The following is a 17,994-nucleotide window of genomic DNA, read 5'->3' on the forward strand; positions in this document are numbered from 1 at the left end:
TGCCCGGGACGCTGCCGGGGCCGCGCAGGGCCGGCCGCCTGTCCGTTGCCGGGGCGCGCCGGCTCGCACCGTCAGGCGTCCGGCCGGTGGGACGGGATGCCAACCCGTGGACCAGGGGGGTTACCCGGGCGACAGCGGGGTACGAGGACGAGCGGAGCGTTCGGGCCGACAGCCCGCGCTCCCGCCCGGCGCACCCGCCGGGCCGATGGCACGTCCATCACACCGGGACGCCGCTGCCTGAAGAAGCCGGGCACCAAGGCCTCCCACCCCGATCCCCGCCTGCCCGCCTTTCTGCGCGGAGGCATCGCGGGGACGAACCAGGGAGATGACCTCCGTGTCCGTCCCCAGCACACCCCTGCGGCCCGTGGCCGCCCCGACGGCCGCGGAACCGCGCCGGCCCACCCGCCAGGAGATGCGGGCCATGGGCAAGACCGAGGCCCGTGAGCTGAGCGACGCGCTCTTCGAGCGGCTGGCCGGTCTGGAACGCGGGTCCGCCGCCTACAGCTACGTGCGCGGGACCGTGATCGAGCTCAACATGCCGCTGGTCCGCTTCGTCGCCGCCGGCTTCCGCCACCGCGCCGCCGAGCCGGACGACATCCTCCAGGTGGGCATCGTCGGCCTGATCAAGGCCGTGGACGGTTACGACCACCGTCGCGGGGTGGAGTTCCTGACCTACGCGATCCCCACCATCGCCGGCGAGATCAAGCGGTTCTTCCGGGACACCTCCTGGCCGGTCCGGGTGCCGCGCGGCCTCCAGGAGCTCTACCTGCGGGTGGCCCGCAGCTCCGACCGGCTGGAGCAGCAGCTCGGCCGCCTGCCCACGCAGGCGGAGATCGCCGCCGACCTCGGCCTGGACGTCCCGGACGTCGACGCCGCCCTGCGCGTCGGCCGCGCCTACCGGGCCGGGTCGCTCGACGCCCTGTACGACGACCGCGACGACGAGCCGGGCAGCACCCTGCTCGACCGGCTCGGCGACGAGGACGGCAACCTCGCCCTGGTCGAGTTCCGCGAATCCGTCCGGCCCCTGCTGGCGGACCTCACGCCCCGCGAACGCACCGTCCTGATGCTGCGCTTCTGGGGCGCCTGCACCCAGTCCGAGATTGCCGAGCGGATCGGCTGCTCCCAGATGCAGGTGTCCCGGCTGCTCGCCGCCACCCTCGGCTCGCTCCGCGCCCGGCTGGAGGAACCGCCGGCGGACGCACCCTGACCGGGCCGGTCGCGGCGGACCGGGCCGACGGCGCGGGACCCGGCCTATCGTGGGAACCAGGGAGCCTGCCGAGACCGGGGCGCCTGCCGAACCAGGGCGCCCGTCGAAACCGGGAAGCCTGCCGAATCCGGGGAGCCCGTCGACAGCAGGCGGCCCGGCGAGTCCGCCGAAGCGGGAGGAGCGAGGCCGATGGAGCCCGAAAGCACCGCGTCCGAGCTGACGGTGGCCGTCCGCACCTCCCCACGGGGCGTGGTCGTGCGGCCCGAGGGCGAACTCGACCACGACACCGCCGGGCCGCTGCGCGAGGCACTGCGGAGCGCCGTGGACGGCGGCCTGGGCCGGGTCGTGATCGACTGCGCCGGGCTCGACTTCTGCGACTCCACCGGGCTGAACCTGCTGCTGCACACCAGGCTCGACGCCCAGGAGGCAGGACTGCTGCTGATGCTCGCCGACCCGGGCCCGATGGTGTCCAGGATGCTGGACATCACCGGTGTCCGGGCGGTCTTCCACATCTACCCGTCCGTCGCCGAGGCGCTCGCCGCCGAGGACCTCTGATGCTCCCGGACACCGACACCCGACGACTGGTCCTCGCCTCCGGCCGGGGCGCGGTCGGCCGCTGCCGGGCCTTCGCCCGGGACGCGCTGGCCCGCTGGGACTGGCCGCAGGCGGGCGAGGGGGAGCGCGGCGAAGTCGCCCGGGACGTCCTGCTGGTCGTCAGCGAACTCGTCACCAACGCGGCCCAGCACGCCGACGGGCCGATCGAACTGAGCCTGACCCGCTCCGCCGTCGGGGTGCGGGTGGAGGTGGCGGACTGCAGCTCCGAACCCCCGGTCCTGCGGCGCGGTGGCGACCCCGTGCTCCCCGGTGGCCACGGGCTGCGGGTGGTCGACCTGCTCTCCTGGTCCTGGGGCAGCCGGCCGCACGAGCACGGCAAGACGGTGTGGTCCGAGATCGCGGCCCCACCCGCCGTCCTGCGGCCCCCGGGCTGAGCCCGCCACGCCGGTCGGCCGGAGCCACGCCCGTCGGCGGAGCCACACCCCCGGCCGGAGCCCGGTGCCGTCCTGGCGTGCCGTCCGCCCGGTCAGCGGGTCGCGCGCGGCATCGGCAGCGGCGGCGGCACCGGGTCCGGACCGGGCAGCGGCGGTGTCGGCCGCGGCTCCTGCGGGTCGGGCGGGGGGCCGGGCCACGGGTCGGGCACCGGTGGCTGCGGCCCGGGCGCGGGCGGACGGGTGTCCGGGTCGGGCGGAACGGGAACGGTCATCACGCTCACCTGCCTCGTCGCCCGGCGGTGCAGCGGGCCGGGCTCGTCCTCGGGGCGGCCCCGGTGGTGCCCCGTCGTGCGGCCGGCGGTCGGGGAACCGCCCGGGCGGGCGCGTAGCACGCCCATGGTCGGCGCCTACCCGGCCTGCGCGGATCGACACCTCGGGTCAGGCCCCCCGACTTCACCGCTTCACCGCTTCACCGCCCTCGCCGTCCGGCGGGACGGACCCGGACGGACCCGGTCGGACCTGACCGGCCCCGCGCGGACCCGCCCAGCCCTGCGGGCCGCCACCGGTGTCGGTGGCGGCCCGCAGCGGGTTCCTGAGCCGGGTTCCTGAGCCGGATCTGAGCCGGTCGCTCGGCCGGTCGTGGAGCGACGGGTCAGATGACCGGGCCGCCGTAGAACGGGCCGTAGTAGCCCGCGTACCGCTCCTGGTAGCCGGTGTCCGTGTCGTGCGTGGCACGTTCGAACTCGGGGCTGCCCTTGACCTCGTCCTTGGTCCGGTCGATGTAGACCTTCTCCTCGGCCTGGTCGACCCGCACGACGGTGCCCGCCGGGACCAGGACGTGCCGGCCGAAGATCCACGGACCGGTGTCCACGACCAGGTACTGGGCGCCGACCTCCTCGGACAGCTTGTCGACCTTGCCGATGGCACCGTCCGTCGCCTCCACGTGGAAGCCGACCAGATCGGTGCCGGAGACGTGGCCGGACGTGGTGCGGAACTCCCAGATCTCGATGCTGCTCATCGCGTCTCCTTCACGTTGCGGCGCCGCGCGGGCTGTTCCCGGTGCGACGCGCTCACGGCCCCCGCCTGCCCCGGACCTGGCCTCCCACACCTGACGTTCGCGCGGGGGCCGCCGGGGCGGGGTGAGGGCAGGCCGCGCCGGACCGGCCGCCGGGGCCGGCGGGCGCCCCGACCGCGGGCCGTACCGGCCACCGCCCGACGAGCCGTCAGAGGCGCGGGGACCAGTAGGCGTCGAGGCGCGCCCGGCCGGGGGCGAGGTCCGCCCAGGAGCCGGTGAAGCTCAGGACGGCGACGCCGGCGGTCTGGAAGCCCGCGTGCTCCAGGAGCTCCCGCACCTCCTGCGGACCGTGGCCGGCGAGACTGCCCGCCAAGTCCCGGAAGCCCGGATTGTGGCCGACCACCAGCACCGTGGTGGTGTCGTCCGGCAGCTGTCCGAGCAGGGCCAGGACCTCCCCGGCCCCGGCCCGGTAGAGGCGCGGCTCGAACGCGGCCGAGGGCGGCCCGGGCAGCTCGGCGGCCGTCAACTCCCAGGTCTCCCGGGTGCGCGCCGAGGTCGAGACCAAGGCGTGGTCCGCCGCCGGGCCCGAGGCGGCGAGCCACCGCCCGCTGCGGGGCGCGTCCAGCCGGCCGCGCGGGGTCAGCGGACGCTCGTGGTCCGGGTACTCCGTCCGGTCCTTGGGGTCGGCCTTGGCATGCCGCAGCAGGACGATCCTGCGCGTCGGCTCGTCGCTCATCCGGCCCTCCCGCGGTGGTCCCTGTGCGCCCCGAGGATACCGGTGGACCTCCCCGGGCGGCCGGGAGGCGGGCCCGGGCGCGACCTCGCCGACCGGGCCGAAGCCCGGGGCGGGGAGTCCGGCCGAAGCCCGCTGCGGGGACTCCACGGAGCACCGGCGACACCGGCCGGGCCGGCTCGTCCGGTCCGGGGTCCGGGCGGCCTCCGGGGGCAGCCCGCCGGGCATGCGACACCACGGCCTTGTCGTCCTGGGGGCCGGGTCCGGCGACGCGGTGATCGACACCCCGCCCGCCGGGGCCCGGCCGGAGCGGACGTGGAAGAGCTGGGCGGACCGGCGGACACCCCACGTCCTCCAGCCGATCGGCCCGGCCGAGCCCCAGAAGTGCTCACCCTCGGATCAGCTCGGTGGGTCCGGGCTCAGCGGTAGCGTTCGACGAGTGCGTTGCCGATCGCGGCCAGGTGGGCTCGCACGTTCGGGGGGCCGGTCACCTCGATCCATTCGACGAGCCCGGCGAGCTCGCCGGCGAGGGTGTACTCGTCGCGGCCGCGGATGACGACCTCGATGCGGCCGTCGGTCGTGGCGCCTCCCACGTCGAGTCGATCGCCGAGTCCGATCCGGAGTATGCCGATGCCGCGGGGCGTGCAGAGCGCCTGGATCTCCAGCGGCGTTCGCCTGCGTTCGACCTCGTCGGCGATCTCGCGCCAGCTTCCGGCGAGGTCGAAGTCCGCGGGCCGGGTCACCGGATCGTCGGTCGGGTCGGCGGACGACACGCGGTCGATCCGGAAGGTCCGCCGGCCGGCCTCGGTACGGGTGACGAGGTACCACGACGGACCTTTGGCGACGATGCCCAGCGGGTGGACGGTTCTCATCGTCCCGGTGCCTTTGCCGTCGATGTAGCCCAGCCGCACCTGGACGCCGCGGATCACCGCGTCCTGGAGTTCGTCGAGGAAGCGGGGCGGTCGGTGCTCGGCCCGGTTCGCCCCCCATTGTCGAGGGTCCGTCACCAGTGACGCCGCCGCCGCCTCGGCCTGCACGCGGAACGGCTCCGGCAGGGCATGGACGAGCTTGCGCAGTGCCGCTCTCACGGCTGGTGCCGCGGCCGAGGCCGGGCCGGCGACCAGGAACAGGGCGCGGGCCTCACCGGCGGTCAGCCCCGACAGGTCGGTGCGGGCGCCGCCCACCAGGCGCCAGCCGCCGCCTCGGCCCTGGGTGGAGTACACGGGCACCCCGGCCATGGCGAGGGCGTCGAGGTCGCGGCGGGCGGTGCGCTCGGAGACCTCCAGCTCCCGGGCGACCTCCGCCGCCGTCACCTGCTCGCGCCGTTGCAGCAACAGGAGGACGGCCACCAGCCGGTCGGTTCGCACCCCGAAAAACTCTCATACAAACCGGTCATGAGGTGACCGGTTTCGGGCGGCAGGATGGCGGCATGACCTCAACCGATTTCCCCGAACCCACTCTCGTTCCGGTCAACGGAGTCGAACTCGAAGTCTTCGAAGCGGGACGGGAGAACGCGGGAAAGCCCATCGTGCTCTGCCACGGCTGGCCGGAGCACGCCTTCTCCTGGCGTCACCAGATGCCCGCCCTCGCCGCGGCCGGCTACCACGTCATCGCCCCGAACCAGCGGGGTTACGGCCGCTCGTCCCGCCCGGCCGAAGTGACGGACTACGACATCGCGCACCTGTCGGGCGACCTCGTCGCGCTCCTCGACCACTACGGCTACGAAGACGCCACCTTCGTCGGCCATGACTGGGGCGCGTTCGTCGTCTGGGGCCTGACCCTGCTGCACCCCGACCGGGTGAACAAGGTGATCAACCTGAGCCTGCCCTACCAGGAGCGCGGGGAGAAGCCCTGGATCGAGTTCATGGAAGCCGTGCTCGGCGGCGACTTCTACTTCGTCCACTTCAATCGGCAGCCGGGCGTCGCGGACGCCGTCTTCGACGACAACACCTACCGGTTCCTTCGCAACCTGTACCGGAAGAACGAGCCCCCCGCGGAGCCCCGGCCGGGCATGGCGCTGATCAATCTCGCCGGAGCGGAGGCACCAGGCGGAGAGCCCGTCATGAGTGACAGCGAACTGGCCGTCCTCGTCTCCGCCTTCGAGACATCCGGGTTCACCGGCAGCATCAACTGGTACCGGAACCTCGACCGCAACTGGCACCTGCTGGCGGACGCCGACCCGATCATCCACCAGCCCACCCTCATGATCTACGGCGACCGGGACCTGGTCGCGAGGTCGGAGAACCTGGCCGCGTTCGTGCCCAACGTGGAAGTGGTGAGCCTGGACTGCGGCCACTGGATCCAGCAGGAAGAACCCGAGGAGACGAACCGAGTGATCACGCAATGGCTGGAACATCAGGACGGGCCGAGCAGGCGGACCGGCTGAGCTCAGCCCCTGGCGGGCGCTCCACCGGCGGCAGGTCCCTCCCGGACCCGCCGGACACCCCGGACCCGCCGGACACCCGCTTCCGCACCCGGCTGTCGCGGGCCCGGCCGGACCGCGGTGCCCGGACGCGTCCAGCTGTTCCCGGCGGCGGGCCCGGCCGGGGGAGGGCCGGCACCCGGATTGCCCCGCTCCGGCGCGGATGAAGCGGCCGCGCCCGGGCACACGAGGCGCATGACACCAGGGGTAAACCACCTGCTCCGCCGGATCGCACCGCCGCTGCTGCTCCAGACGGTCCTCATGGTGCTGGCCGGCCTCGCCGTCACCCACCCGCCGCTGCACCTCTGGCGTCCGGGGGAGAACGCGGTGACGGACCGGCTGGCCGCCAACCGCGTCCCCGCGCTGGACACCGTCACCTCCTGGCTCTCGTTCCTGGCCGGAACCGGGGCGGTGGTGACCGTGGCGGCGGTCGCGGTGCTCGTGCTGCTGCTGCGGTCGCGGTGGCGGGAAGCGGCCTTCCTCGGTGGCGCGGTCGCCGCCCAGTCCGCGGTGTTCCTGCTGGTCACCATAGGCGTGGACCGGCCCCGGCCGTCCGCGCCGCACCTGGACGCCGCGCCGCCGACGTCCAGCTTCCCGTCCGGCCACGTCGGCGCGGCCGTCGCGCTGTACGGCGCGCTGGCCGTCCTCGTGGCCCTGCGACTGCGCGGTCCGCTCCGGCTGCCGCTCTGCGCCCTGGCGGCGGTGCTGCCCCTGCTGGTCGCCGGCGGCAGGCTCTACCGCGGGATGCACCACCCGAGCGACGTGCTGGCCGGGCTGGTGAACGGCGTCGTCGTGCTCCTGGTCATGTGGCGGGCCTTCCTGGCCGACCGGGGGCGCTCCACGGCCGGCCGGGAAGCCCCGCACCGCCCGCCGGGCGGCCGGGCGGTCGTCGTGGTGTTCAACCCGTTGCTGGTCGACGTCGACACCCTCGACCGGATCGACCGCGTCCTCGCCGAGCACGGCTGCCCGGCCCCCGAGCACGCCGCCACCAGCGCGGAGGACCCCGGCCGGGGAGCCGCCACGCGCGCCGTCGAGGCCGGGGCCCGCCTGGTGGTGGCCTGCGGCGGCGACGGCACGGTGACGGCCTGCGCGCACGCCCTCGCCGGGACGGGGGTCGCCCTCGCGATCGTCCCCTGCGGCACCGGGAACCTGCTCGCCCGCAACCTGGGCCTGCCCTCGGACCCGGCGCGGGCCCTGGCCGAGGCGCTCGGCGGCGAACCCCGGCGGATCGACCTGGCCCTGGCGGACGGGGACGGCATCACCGCCACCACGGTCAGCGCGATGGCCGGCATCGGCCTCGACGCCGCGACGATGGCGGACACCCGCCGCAGCGCCAAGGACCGCTACGGGTGGCCCGCCTACCTGCCGCCGCTGGTCCGGCACCTGGGCGACCGGCGGATGCGGCTGACCGTCACGCTGGACGACGCGCCGCCAGTCCAGCGGCGGGCCGCGATGGCGGTGATCGGCAACGTCGGCGCGCTCCAGGGCGGGATCCGGCTGCTGCCCGACGCCCGGCCGGACGACGGCGTGCTCGACCTCGTCCTCGTCCACCCCCGCGGCCTGACCGGCTGGCCGGAGGCGGTGGCGCGGCTGCTCACCGGCCGGGTCGGCGGCGGCTCGGCCGGCCGGGAGGCGCCGTTCGAGCACTTCCGGGCCCGGCGGATCCTCCTCACCGCCGACCGGGACCACCCCCGCGAGCTCGACGGGGAGTCCCTGCCCGCCGGCCGGACGCTGCGGCTGGCCGTGCGGCCGGCCGCCCTGCTGGTCCACCTGCCGCCGGCCGCCGAGCGGCAGCAGGCGGGCAGCGGGGCGGTCCGAACCCGAGGAGGGGGCAGCTGATGGGAACCGCCACCCGGGTCGGGCGCAAGAACGGCTCCCAGGAGGGGCTCTCCGCCGACGAGGCCGTCACGACCCTGCGCGCGTACGGAGGATGGCCGCTGCTCAGGGACGCCTTCCTGCGCTTCCGCTACGCCGACGGCTTCAGCCATGCGCGGGCCATCGCCTTCCAGACCGTGCTGGCCCTCGTCCCGTTCGCGATCGCCGTGGTCGGCCTGTCGTCCGTGCTGCACACCCAGTGGCTCGGCCGGGTGACCGAGCTGACGATCGCCCGGCTGACCGCGGGCCCCAGCTCCGAACTGGTCGGCGAGGTGCTGCGGCGCAGCCGCGAGCGCGCGGGGGACGGCGGCAGCGTCGCCCTGTGGGGCGGCGCTGTGTTCTCCCTGGTCAACGTGGTCACCGCGATGTGCCAGATCGAGCGGGGCGCCAACCGGATCTACGGCATCGAGCGGGACCGGCCCTTCCACCGCAAGTACGCGCGCGGGCTGCTGATGGCTGTGCTGGCCGGCCTGCCGCTCGGCCTCGGGTTCGTGCTGCTGGTGGCGGGCGGGGAGATCGCCGCCGCGGTCGCCGAGGCGGGCGGACCGGGCGGTCACCGGGCCGCCCTCGCCTGGGCGGTGCTGCGATGGCCCGCCGGTGTCGTCCTCGCGCTGCTGTCGGCGAGCGTCATCTTCCACCGGGCGCCGCGTCGCGAGCAGCCCGGCCACAGCTGGCTCGCGTTCGGCGCCGTCGTGTACCTGGTGCTGTGGGTCGGGCTGACCGGTCTGTTCAGCGTGTACCTGCGGGTGAGCAACTCCGTCGACGCGGTGTACGGGCCGCTGAGCGTGATCATCTCCCTGCTGATGTGGGCGTACCTGACCGCCGTCGCCCTGCTGCTGGGGATCTCGTTCGCCGCCCAGCTGGAGGCCGACCGGGCGGGCGTCCAGGAACCCGTCCGACCGGACCCGGAGGAGCCGGCCCGGCCGGAGGACCCCGGGGGCGGCGCGGCGGGGCGCGGGTAGGCGGGGCCGATGACACCCACACCCCAGCAGGAGCCCCGTCAGGAGCCCGGCCGCGTCCACGGACGTCGGTTCTCCGCGCGCCGGTTCTCCGCGCTCTTCCCGCGCCGGTTCTCCGCGTTCTCCCCGCGCCGGTTCTCCCCGCGCCGGTTCTCCCCGCGCAGCGCGGACCGGCGCTACGGCAGCCGGCTGCTCGCGGCCGTCCTCGCCTTCGCGGTGACGGCCGTGCCGACCGCCGTCCTGCTGGTGCTGATCGAGGCCGGCTGGGAGCCGTTGCGCGCACTGGACGCCGGCGCGGCGGCCCGCCTGAACGCGAGCGTGCGCCACCACCCGCTGCTGCTGGAGGCGGCGCGGACCCTGACCGACGGGCCGTGGGACCCGGTCACCCTGCGCCTGCTGGTCGCCGCCGTGGTGGGCTGGCTGGTCCTGCGGCGGGCCTGGCGGCTGGCCCTCTGGGCGGGCCTCACCGAACTGGCCGCGGGCCTGACCGGCCTGCTGGTCAAGGTGGCGGTGGGCCGGGTCCGGCCCCGGCTGCCCGATCCGGTCGCCCAGGCACCCGGCTACTCGTTCCCGTCGGGGCACGCCATGACCGCCATGGCCTCGTGCGCGATCCTGCTGCTCGTCCTGCTGCCGATGGTGCCCCGGCGGGCCCGCCCGGCGGCCTGGACGGCGGCCGCCGTGACCGTCCTCGGGACGGGGCTGACCCGGATCGCCCTCGGCGTGCACTGGGTCAGCGACGTCCTGGGCGGCTGGCTGCTCGGGCTCGCCCTGGTCGCCTCCACCGCCTGGGCCTTCGACACCTGGCGCCGGGAGAGCGGGCTGCGGGTGCCGGCGCTGCCGGAGGGGCTGGAGCCCGAACTCGCCACCGGCCGGGACGAGTCCCCGGCCGCTGCACCGGCCCGCGCGGCGGACGGTGCGCCGGGCGGGCCCGTGCGCCGGTAGCCGCGAAGCGTCGCCGCAGACCGTCCGGGAGACGGCCCGCCGGCCCGGCCCCCGCCGCCGGCCCGCCCCGGGCCCGACTGCGCCGGCCGCTCCGGGGTAGCAGCCAGGACGGGGCCGAAGCAGGGAGGCCAGGGTGGCTGCGGACCGCGAACACGAACCGGACACCGCCGGGACGGCCCCCGCGCCCGGCCGGCGCGGCGTGTCCGCCGTCGTCCGGGAGGTCTGCGAGCAGGGCCGATCGGTCGAGCTGCTCCAGCGTTCGATGGCCTTCGCCGCCCTGTTCTTCGTCACCCTGGTGCCCCTGCTGATCGTCATCGCGGCCGCCTCGCCCACCCGTGGCGGCGGCATCAGCCAGTGGATCACCGACGGCCTGGGGCTGTCCGGCCGCGGTGCCGAGGCGACCCGCGGCCTGTTCGCCTCCCGGGGCCAGGTGCTCAGCACCACCACCGGCTTCGGCATCGCCGCCCTGACGGTCTTCGGCATCTCCCTGATGGCCTCCGTCCAGACCGTCTACGAGCGCATCTGGCAGCTCGACCGCAGCCCCTGGCACGCGGTCTGGCGCCAGGCGATCGGCCTCGCCGGGCTGACCGCCTACATCCTCGTCGCCGCGTGGAGCGGCAGCCCCTGGCGGCGCAGCGCCGCGCAGCCCGCGCTGCGCCTGACGGCCACGCTGCTCGGCGGTCTGCTGTTCTTCTGGTGGCTGCAGCACCTGCTGCTCGGCTCACGCGTGCCCTGGCCGCGGCTGCTGCCCGGAGCGGTGGCCACCATGGCCGCCCTGGCCGGCCTGCGGTACTTCTCGCGCCTGGTGCTCGCACCGTTGCTGGTCTCCAACGCCGTCTCCTACGGCACCGTCGGAGCCGTCCTGGTCGTCCAGTCGTGGCTGATCGGCGTGGGCTACACCATCTACGGCGGGGCGCTCGCCGGCCGCGCGATCACGGGGCGGCGGGCCGGCCCGCGGCCCGGGGTGCCGCCTCCGTGAGGCGGCGGCGGAACAGGCCGGACGCCCGGGCGCGCGTAGGACGTCCGAAAGCGGGCAGGCGGCCGTGGAGCCGGTTCGGGGCCGTTGCGAGGGGCCGTTGCGAGAGCCGCTCCGCGCGGCCGGCGGCGAGGGGTCGGCCGTGCGCGCCCGCCTGTCCGCAGGCCGCTCCGGCCGTCCCGCCACCGGCTCCGGGCGACCCCGGCCCTCAGGCTCCGCCCCCGCCGTCCCCGCCCCCGCCGTCCCCGTCCTTCCCGTCCACTCAAGCCGAGGTGAGAACCCCATGACCGATCTCAAGCGCCTGCCGGGCGCCTTCGACCACCGCTGGGACTGGCAGCTCGCCGCGGCGTGCCGGGCCGTCGACACCGGGTTGTTCTTCCATCCCTTCGGCGAGCGCGGCCAGGCCCACGACGACCGGGAGGCGGCGGCGAAGAAGATCTGCCAGGGCTGCCCCGTCCGCGCGCGGTGCCTCCGGCACGCCCTGGCGGTGCGCGAACCGTACGGGGTGTGGGGCGGACTGTCCGAGGACGAACGGGCGGTGCTGCTGGGCCGCGCCCGCTCCGCGCGGGCCGCGTGACCGCTGCGCCGCCCCGGAGCCGTTGCTGCGTCACCGGGTGATCGGCCGTACCGGGTGATTGGCCGTACCGAAGCGGGGCAGGCGCGCCGGTGACAGCGAACGCTGAGCCCCTCGATCCGGAAGGAGACTGTTGTGAGCATGGTGATGGAGTCCATCGACGTGGATGTCCCGCTGCACAGCGTCTACAACCAGTGGACGCAGTTCGAGGACTTCCCGAGTTTCATGGACGGCGTGGAGGCGGTCCACCAGACGGACGACCGGCACGCCCAGTGGACGACCAAGGTCGCCGGCGCGCGCCGCGAGTTCTGCACCGAGATCGTCGACCAGCTCCCCGACGAGCGGATCTCCTGGCGCACGGTGGGCGGCGACGTCCGGCAGATGGGCATCGTGACCTTCCAGCGCCTCGACGACGCCCGCACCAGGGTGAGCCTGGCCATGGACTTCGAACCGCACAGCATCGCCGAGAAGGCGGGTGACCTGCTCGGCGTCCTGGACCGGCAGGTCACGGGCGACCTGAAGCGGTTCAAGGGCTTCATCGAGCAGCGGGGCCTGGAGAGCGGCGGCTGGCGCGGACGCCTGGCGCCCGACGGCGGCCCGGCCGCACCGGCAGGCGGCGGGCCCGCGGGCCTCGGCGACGCGCCGGTCCGCGAGCGCCCCGAGAGCCGGATGACCGGCGAGGGCGCGCCGCCCCCGCCCGCAGACCGGGACGACCCGCGGCACGGCTGACCCGGGCCCGCCCGTCGGCGGGCGGGCCGGGCCGGGCCGCTCCGGCGCGGGCCGGTGCCCCCGGCCCCGCCCGGGAGCGTCGGCGAGGTCCTGACCTGCGGGAACGGTGCCGTCCGCGACGGCCTCGGCGGGTGTGTTTGCCCTTCGCGCGGCCGGACAGACGACGACCATGAACGCATCGCAGTACACCGGACGGGTCGTGGTGGTCACCGGTGCCGGCGCGGGGATCGGACGTGCCTGTGCACGGGCGTTCGCCGAGCGCGGGGACCGGCTGGCGCTGATCGCCCGTGGGCGGGCCGGCCTGGAGGCCGCGGCCGCCGAGGCCAGGCGGGCCGGCGCGACGGCCGTCACGATCGAGGCCGACATCGCCGACCCGGAGGCCGTCGAGGCGGCCGCCGAGCGGATCGAGCACGAACTCGGGCCGATCGACGTGTGGGTGAACGACGCCTTCTCCTCCGTCCTCGCGCCCTTCACCGAGATCACGCCCGAGGAGTTCCGCCGGGCCACCGAGGTCAGCTACCTCGGGTACGTCTACGCCACCCGTACCGCCCTGCAGCGCATGCTGCCGCGTGACCACGGCACGCTCGTGCACGTCGGCTCCGCCGCCGCCTACCGCGGTCTGCCGCTGCAGAGCGCCGCCAGCGGTGCCGAGCACGCCCTCCAGGGCTGGCACGAGGCGCTCCGCTGCGAACTGCTGGCCTCCGGCAGCGCGGTGCGGACGACCATGGTCCAGCTGCCCTCGGTGAACACCCCGCAGTACGACTGGACCCTCTCCCGGCTGCCGAACCGGGCCCGGCCCGTCCCGCCGGTCTACCAGCCCGAGGTCGCGGCCCGAGCGGTGCTGCACGCCGCCGACCGCCCGCAGCGGCGTGAGTACTGGGTGGGCGGCAGCACGGCGGTCACCCTGCTGGCCAACGCCGTCGCTCCGGGCCTGCTGGACCGCCGCCTCGCCCGGACGGCCGTCGGCGCCCAGCAGGCCGACCGCCGCCGGCGCAGCGGCGATCCCGTCAACCTGTGGAAGCCCGTCGACGACCTGGAGGACCACGGCGCCCGCGGCCGCTTCACCGACACCGCCCGGGACCGCAGCCTGCAGTTCTGGGCCACCACCCACCGGGCTCCGCTCGCCGCCGCGGCCGTCGCCCTGCTGCTGGGCACCGGGGTCTGCGCGAGGTGGGCGCGGGCGGCCGGCGCGCCCGGCCGCCGCGGTGGCGGAACGTGACGTCCGGCCGGCACGGGCCGAGCGCCTCGCCGCGGGCCGCCGGCGCGCGGCCGGCCGTGCGCCGGCATGGTCAGTCGCCGAGGGCCAGGCGGATGCCGAAGGCGGCGACGACCGTGCCGGTGACGCGGTCCAGCAGGCGGCGCGCCCCCGGCCGGCTCAGCCAACCGCGCAGGGCCCGGGCACAGGCGATGAGCACACCCGACCAGGCCAGGCCCAGCACGATGTGGACCGAGGTCAGCAGCAGGCCCATCGTGAAGTGGTTCGATCCCGGCGGGATGAACTGCGGCAGCAGGGCCACGTAGAAGGCGCCCATCTTGGGGTTGAGCAGGTTGGTCAGCGTCCCCTGCCGCCAGCCGCCGCCGGCCGTGTCGGCCGGGGGACGGGCATCGGGCGCGGCCGCCTCCGGCGCTGACCCGCCCCCGAAGGTGGCGCGCAGCATCCGGAGCCCCGTCCACACCAGGTAGGCGGCGCCGGCCCAGCGCAGCGTCTCGTACGCGAGGTGGGAGGCCGTCAGCAGTGCCGTCACGCCCACCGAGGTCAGGGTGCCCCAGAGCAAGGTCCCGGTCTGGATGCCGAGGACCACGCCCCAGGCCCGGCGGCGACGGCCGAGGGCCGAGGTGCGCAGGATCAGCGCGGTGTCGAGGCCGGGGGTCAGGGTCAGCAGTCCCACCACCAGGGCGAAGGACCAGAGAGCGGTGCTCGGTGCCATGGGAGCCCAACCTATGCCACCGCGCCGGCCCCGTTGCCGCCGCCCCGGCCCCCGGCACCCGTCCCGGCTGCCGGTGGGCGTCTGCCGGTGGGCGTCGCGCCCCCGTCAGGCGCAGTCGTAGCGGTGGTCGAAGGGGCGCCCGGGGCAGTGGGGGCACTCGAAGAGGTACACGCCGCCGAGGTCGCCCAGCACCAGTCCCGGCCCCTGGCAGGGCGTGTCGTCGTCCTCCTCCACCGGTGTCCAGGCCCGCCGGGAGATGGCGTCGGCCTCGGTGCTCCGGACCGTCAGCAGGTGCTCCATCCGCCTCCCGCAGCCGGCGCAGTCCGGCCAGTCCGGGTGCTGGCTCCAACCGGGGTAGCCGCCGAGCTTCGTGCCGGGCGCGGTGGAGAGGTGCCGCTGGTAGTCCCAGCCCGTCTCCTCGTCCAGGGCCAGGAAGCGGTCCTCCAACGCGTCCCAGACGTCCTCCCGGAGGTCCCAGGAGGGGTACTCCGTCACCGTCTCGGGATGGACCACGCACGGACGCGGGAGGTAGTCCTCCTCCCACTCGGCGGGGCCCGGCGGAGCCTCCAGCGGTGTACCGACCGCGTCGGACCGCCGCCGGCGGACGTGCGGCACGATCCAGCGGTGGTCGCTGTGTCTGCGCGGGCACCACAGCACCTGGAGGAGGTCACACCCGTCGGGGAACGGCACGAGGCCGGGCACGCTGTCGCGGTAGACCTGCACGACCGGCACCATCGGTGACCCCTCGTGCTCGGGACAGAGCGGCCACGCCTCGACGGCGGGCCACAGCAGCGGACCACCCACCGAGCTGTCCCGGTACGTGGGCCGGCCGGCCCGCGGATGCAGCCGCACGCTCTCCCGCCGGAAGGGCAGCACCTCGGGGAAGAGCCGCCCGACGTCGACGGGGCGCGGCGGCGTGCGGCGGGTCATGCCCACAGGCTAGCGAGGGCCGGGAGCCGTCCGACAGTGATTTCCGGCGGCGGTCCGAGCGGGGGGCCCGAGCGGCGGTCCGGCCGGGGGCCTGCCGACGGGCCGCCGCCAGGAGGGCCGGCCGCCGACCCGCGGCCTACCCTGGACACAGACCCTGGCGGACGAAGGCCGAAGGGGGTGGGCATGCCGGAGAACGGCCCGGAGAGTGCCTTGCAGGAAGCCACCATCGACCGGCTGCGCGCCGAGGTGGAGGGCCAGCGCCGCGCGATGCGCACCCGCGCGGTGATCGAGCAGGCCAAGGGCATCCTGGCGGAACGGCTGGCGTGCTCGCCGGAGCAGGCGTTCCAGCACCTCACCCGGCTCTCCCAGGACGCCAACCGCAAGCTGGTCGACCTCGCCGCCGACCTGGTGGGGTCGGTCGCGCCACCGTCGGCCGACGAGCGTCCGCCGGCGGTCACGCCGCCCGCGGCGCCGAGGATCCGGGTCCACCGGGTGGATGACCGGGTACCCGCACCGGCCGCGCCCGCGCCCGGCGACCCGTCGGCCGGCGAGTTCGCCGCCCGGTACCACATGGCCGCCTCGGCGCTGTCCTCCGCCGATTCCCCCGAAGAACTCGCCGCCCTGCTCATGGAGACGGCGCTGGCCCCGCTCGGCGTGGGCGCGCTCGCCGTCACCCGGCTGGAGCCCGACGGCGCCCTGCGGCTGGTGGCAGGCCACGGGGTGCCCGCCCATCAGCTCAGCCAGTGGCAGCGGATCCCCCCGCAGATGTCCCTGCCGCTGACCGACGCGGCACGCCGCGGCGCCACCGTCTGGGTGCACGGCCGGGCCGAGTTCGCCCGGCGTTACCCCGACCTGACCGGCCAGGACCTCGTCCCCGGCGACACCGTCTGCGCGCTGCCGCTGCGCACCGGTGAGCAGTTGATCGGCGCGGTCAAGCTGGGCTGGCCGGGCAGCTACGCCCCGACCGCCGACGTCCGGCGGCACCTCGCCGCCCTCGCCCGGCTCTGCGCCGGTGAGTTGCTCCGGGTGCTCGCGCTGAGCCCGGACGGCGGGGGAGCGCCCTTCCCCGCCGGCGAACCGTGGTTCCAGGCGGTGCTGGACGCGCTGCTCGACCCGGTGCTCATCCTGCACGCCGTCCGCGGGGCCGCCGACGGCCTGACCGACGGGACGGTGACCGACGGGACGGTGACCGACCTCCGGGTGGTGCACGCCAACGCCGCCACCGTCGACCTGGCGGGCCGTACCGGCACGGCCCTCACCGGCCGGCTGCTCAGCGAGCTCTACCCCGGCATGGTGGCGTCGGGCACCTTCCGCCGGCTGGTCGACGTCGCCGTCGGCCGGGAGCCGTACCTCGGCGAGGCCGAACAGTTCGTCGAGGTGGTCGGCGGGGCCGTGCACGGCTCCAGCATGACGCTGCGGGCCACCCCGTTCCTGGACGGCGTCCTGGTCAGCTGGCGCACCCACGACGAGCAGGAGCGCCGGGAGACCCAACTCGCCCAGGCGCAACGGCTGGCGAGCCTCGGCACCTGGCAGTGGCGGGTGGCCGACGACCGGTTCGACTGCTCGCCCGAGGTGTTCCGGCTGCTCGGGCTGCCCCGGCCGGCCCGGCACGGCTTCCTCACGGCGGCCGAGGCCGAGGCGGCGGTCGCACCCGGTGACCGGCAGGCGGTCCGCGGGGCGGCGCGGCGACTGCTCGACGGCGAGCGGGCCGCCGCCCTGGAGTTCCGGATCGTCCGCCCGGACGGCGTCGGCCGTGATGTCCGGGCGATGGCCGAGACGGTGCCCGGACCTGCCCCCGGCAGCCGGGTACTGGCGGTGCGCGGGGTGGTCCAGGACGTGACCGCCTGGCGGCGCACCGAGGAGGCGCTGGTCGCCACCCGCTCGCGGCTCGCCGAGCAGGTCCGCAGGACGGCCGACGAGCACCGGGCCGTCCTGGCCCTGCAGCACGCGCTGATGGACGTGCCGGGCGGCCCGCCCACGCCCGGCCTCGAAGTCGCCGCCCGCTACCTGCCCGCCGAGTCCGAGGCCAAGGTCGGCGGGGACTGGTACGACGCCCTGACCCTGCCCGACGGCACCGTGCTGATCGTCGTCGGCGACGTCTCCGGGCACGGCCTGCGCGCCGCCGCCGGCATGGCCCAGCTCCGGGACGCGCTGCGCGGCATGGCCTTCGCCGGCGCCGATCCGGCCCGACTGCTGGAGCGGCTCAACCAGATGCTCTGCCATCTCGGCGGCGGCTTCATCGCCACCGTGGTCTGCGGCCTGCTCGACCCGGCGGCCCGCACCCTGACCTGGGCCCGGGCGGGTCACCTGCCCCCGCTGCTGGCCCGCGACGGCACCGCCCGCCACCTGGAGCTGCTGCCCGGCCCGGTGCTCGGCGCCGTCCCGGACGGGGTGTACCGCAGCACGGTCCTGCGGCTGGAGCCGCAGGACCTGGTGCTGCTGTTCACCGACGGCCTGATCGAGCGCCGCGGTGAGGACCTGGCATTCGGCCTCGACCGCCTCGCCAGGGCGGTGGAGGACTACCGGGTGCCGGGCATCGACGGCTGCCTGGACCACGTGCTGCGCCGGCTCAAGGCGCCGAACCCCCGGGACGACACCTGTGTGGTCGGCCTGCGGTTGAGCTGACGTGCGGGGCCGCGGCCCCGCTGCCGCCGGGCCCGGCGGGTCACGGCCACCGCTGGTCAGGGCCACCGCGGGTCACGGTTGCTTCCGGCT

Annotated in this window: 16 protein-coding genes and 1 pseudogene; 12 read left to right on the forward strand and 5 right to left on the reverse strand. The window is 75.8% G+C overall.

Annotated elements, in window-relative coordinates; translation table 11 throughout:
* Positions 1–325: 325 nt before the first annotated feature.
* The 3 genes from IE329_RS08505 (at position 326) to IE329_RS08515 (ending at position 2,196) form a co-directional block, all read left to right on the forward strand.
* Positions 326–1,207, forward strand: a complete 882-nt coding sequence (locus IE329_RS08505) for a SigB/SigF/SigG family RNA polymerase sigma factor (protein ID WP_373311113.1) — start codon at positions 326–328, stop codon at positions 1,205–1,207.
* 189 nt (positions 1,208–1,396) lie between these two features.
* On the forward strand, positions 1,397–1,762 hold the full coding sequence (locus IE329_RS08510) for an STAS domain-containing protein (RefSeq protein ID WP_190210207.1): 366 nt from the start codon (positions 1,397–1,399) through the stop codon (positions 1,760–1,762).
* Entirely contained in the window at positions 1,762–2,196 is a 435-nt protein-coding gene (locus IE329_RS08515) for an ATP-binding protein (RefSeq protein WP_190210208.1), read from the forward strand. Before IE329_RS08510 ends, IE329_RS08515 begins: the two co-directional genes overlap by 1 nt.
* Before the next feature lie 652 nt (positions 2,197–2,848).
* Here IE329_RS08515 and IE329_RS08520 read toward each other — a convergent pair.
* The 3 genes from IE329_RS08520 to IE329_RS08530 all read right to left on the reverse strand — a co-directional run bounded on the left by IE329_RS08520 (position 2,849) and on the right by IE329_RS08530 (position 5,311).
* Positions 2,849–3,214: a PRC-barrel domain-containing protein gene (locus tag IE329_RS08520; protein WP_190210209.1), complete on the reverse strand. Its 366-nt coding sequence runs from the start codon at positions 3,212–3,214 to the stop codon at positions 2,849–2,851.
* 205 nt (positions 3,215–3,419) lie between these two features.
* On the reverse strand, positions 3,420–3,947 hold the full coding sequence (locus tag IE329_RS08525) for a SixA phosphatase family protein (RefSeq protein WP_190210210.1): 528 nt from the start codon (positions 3,945–3,947) through the stop codon (positions 3,420–3,422).
* A gap of 416 nt (positions 3,948–4,363) precedes the next feature.
* A complete protein-coding gene (locus tag IE329_RS08530; protein ID WP_190210211.1) occupies positions 4,364–5,311 on the reverse strand; it encodes a helix-turn-helix transcriptional regulator in 948 nt (315 codons plus the stop codon).
* 62 nt (positions 5,312–5,373) lie between these two features.
* Between IE329_RS08530 and IE329_RS08535 the strand changes: the two genes are divergently transcribed.
* From IE329_RS08535 to IE329_RS08570, 8 genes and pseudogenes are all read left to right on the forward strand, one after another.
* Entirely contained in the window at positions 5,374–6,330 is a 957-nt protein-coding gene (locus IE329_RS08535) for an alpha/beta fold hydrolase (protein WP_190210212.1), read from the forward strand.
* A gap of 231 nt (positions 6,331–6,561) precedes the next feature.
* A complete protein-coding gene (locus tag IE329_RS08540; RefSeq protein ID WP_190210213.1) occupies positions 6,562–8,205 on the forward strand; it encodes a bifunctional phosphatase PAP2/diacylglycerol kinase family protein in 1,644 nt (547 codons plus the stop codon).
* The gene (locus tag IE329_RS08545) at positions 8,205–9,203 is read left to right on the forward strand and encodes a YihY/virulence factor BrkB family protein (RefSeq protein WP_190210214.1); all 999 of its coding nucleotides are present in this window, start codon (positions 8,205–8,207) and stop codon (positions 9,201–9,203) included. The genes IE329_RS08540 and IE329_RS08545 overlap by 1 nt, the downstream gene beginning before the upstream one ends.
* Before the next feature lie 9 nt (positions 9,204–9,212).
* On the forward strand, positions 9,213–10,142 hold the full coding sequence (locus IE329_RS08550) for a phosphatase PAP2 family protein (RefSeq protein ID WP_190210215.1): 930 nt from the start codon (positions 9,213–9,215) through the stop codon (positions 10,140–10,142).
* Between the two features lie 133 nt (positions 10,143–10,275).
* Positions 10,276–11,121, forward strand: a complete 846-nt coding sequence (locus IE329_RS08555) for a YihY/virulence factor BrkB family protein (RefSeq protein WP_229927271.1) — start codon at positions 10,276–10,278, stop codon at positions 11,119–11,121.
* A gap of 280 nt (positions 11,122–11,401) precedes the next feature.
* Positions 11,402–11,695 carry a WhiB family transcriptional regulator gene (locus IE329_RS08560; RefSeq protein ID WP_190210216.1) on the forward strand — a complete coding sequence of 98 codons (294 nt, stop codon included), beginning with the start codon at positions 11,402–11,404 and terminating at the stop codon, positions 11,693–11,695.
* 132 nt (positions 11,696–11,827) lie between these two features.
* Positions 11,828–12,280: pseudogene (locus IE329_RS08565) on the forward strand (SRPBCC family protein); the annotation flags it as partial.
* Positions 12,281–12,590: 310 nt separating this feature from the next.
* Complete coding sequence (locus IE329_RS08570; protein WP_190210218.1) at positions 12,591–13,640, forward strand: SDR family oxidoreductase; 1,050 nt, start codon at positions 12,591–12,593, stop codon at positions 13,638–13,640.
* A 70-nt stretch (positions 13,641–13,710) separates the two neighbouring features.
* Here the strand turns inward: IE329_RS08570 and IE329_RS08575 are convergent, their stop codons facing one another.
* Together IE329_RS08575 and IE329_RS08580 are read right to left on the reverse strand one after the other, a co-directional pair.
* Entirely contained in the window at positions 13,711–14,349 is a 639-nt protein-coding gene (locus IE329_RS08575) for a LysE family translocator (RefSeq protein ID WP_190210219.1), read from the reverse strand.
* Between the two features lie 105 nt (positions 14,350–14,454).
* A complete protein-coding gene (locus IE329_RS08580; RefSeq protein ID WP_190210220.1) occupies positions 14,455–15,279 on the reverse strand; it encodes a DUF1963 domain-containing protein in 825 nt (274 codons plus the stop codon).
* A 183-nt stretch (positions 15,280–15,462) separates the two neighbouring features.
* Between IE329_RS08580 and IE329_RS08585 the strand changes: the two genes are divergently transcribed.
* The gene (locus IE329_RS08585) at positions 15,463–17,904 is read left to right on the forward strand and encodes a SpoIIE family protein phosphatase (RefSeq protein WP_190210221.1); all 2,442 of its coding nucleotides are present in this window, start codon (positions 15,463–15,465) and stop codon (positions 17,902–17,904) included.
* Positions 17,905–17,994: the final 90 nt, after the last annotated feature.

The organism is Kitasatospora indigofera, from assembly GCF_014655955.1.
GTDB lineage: Bacteria > Actinomycetota > Actinomycetes > Streptomycetales > Streptomycetaceae > Kitasatospora > Kitasatospora indigofera.

Coding starts and splice junctions, on each gene's coding strand:
- IE329_RS08575 (WP_190210219.1), bottom strand. CDS start 14,349: ATGGCACCGAGCACCGCTCTCTGGTCCTTCGCCCTGGTGGTGGGACTG.
- IE329_RS08540 (WP_190210213.1), top strand. CDS start 6,562: ATGACACCAGGGGTAAACCACCTGCTCCGCCGGATCGCACCGCCGCTG.
- IE329_RS08580 (WP_190210220.1), bottom strand. CDS start 15,279: ATGACCCGCCGCACGCCGCCGCGCCCCGTCGACGTCGGGCGGCTCTTC.
- IE329_RS08545 (WP_190210214.1), top strand. CDS start 8,205: ATGGGAACCGCCACCCGGGTCGGGCGCAAGAACGGCTCCCAGGAGGGG.
- IE329_RS08535 (WP_190210212.1), top strand. CDS start 5,374: ATGACCTCAACCGATTTCCCCGAACCCACTCTCGTTCCGGTCAACGGA.
- IE329_RS08550 (WP_190210215.1), top strand. CDS start 9,213: ATGACACCCACACCCCAGCAGGAGCCCCGTCAGGAGCCCGGCCGCGTC.
- IE329_RS08515 (WP_190210208.1), top strand. CDS start 1,762: ATGCTCCCGGACACCGACACCCGACGACTGGTCCTCGCCTCCGGCCGG.
- IE329_RS08520 (WP_190210209.1), bottom strand. CDS start 3,214: ATGAGCAGCATCGAGATCTGGGAGTTCCGCACCACGTCCGGCCACGTC.
- IE329_RS08585 (WP_190210221.1), top strand. CDS start 15,463: ATGCCGGAGAACGGCCCGGAGAGTGCCTTGCAGGAAGCCACCATCGAC.
- IE329_RS08510 (WP_190210207.1), top strand. CDS start 1,397: ATGGAGCCCGAAAGCACCGCGTCCGAGCTGACGGTGGCCGTCCGCACC.
- IE329_RS08560 (WP_190210216.1), top strand. CDS start 11,402: ATGACCGATCTCAAGCGCCTGCCGGGCGCCTTCGACCACCGCTGGGAC.
- IE329_RS08525 (WP_190210210.1), bottom strand. CDS start 3,947: ATGAGCGACGAGCCGACGCGCAGGATCGTCCTGCTGCGGCATGCCAAG.
- IE329_RS08570 (WP_190210218.1), top strand. CDS start 12,591: ATGAACGCATCGCAGTACACCGGACGGGTCGTGGTGGTCACCGGTGCC.
- IE329_RS08505 (WP_373311113.1), top strand. CDS start 326: ATGACCTCCGTGTCCGTCCCCAGCACACCCCTGCGGCCCGTGGCCGCC.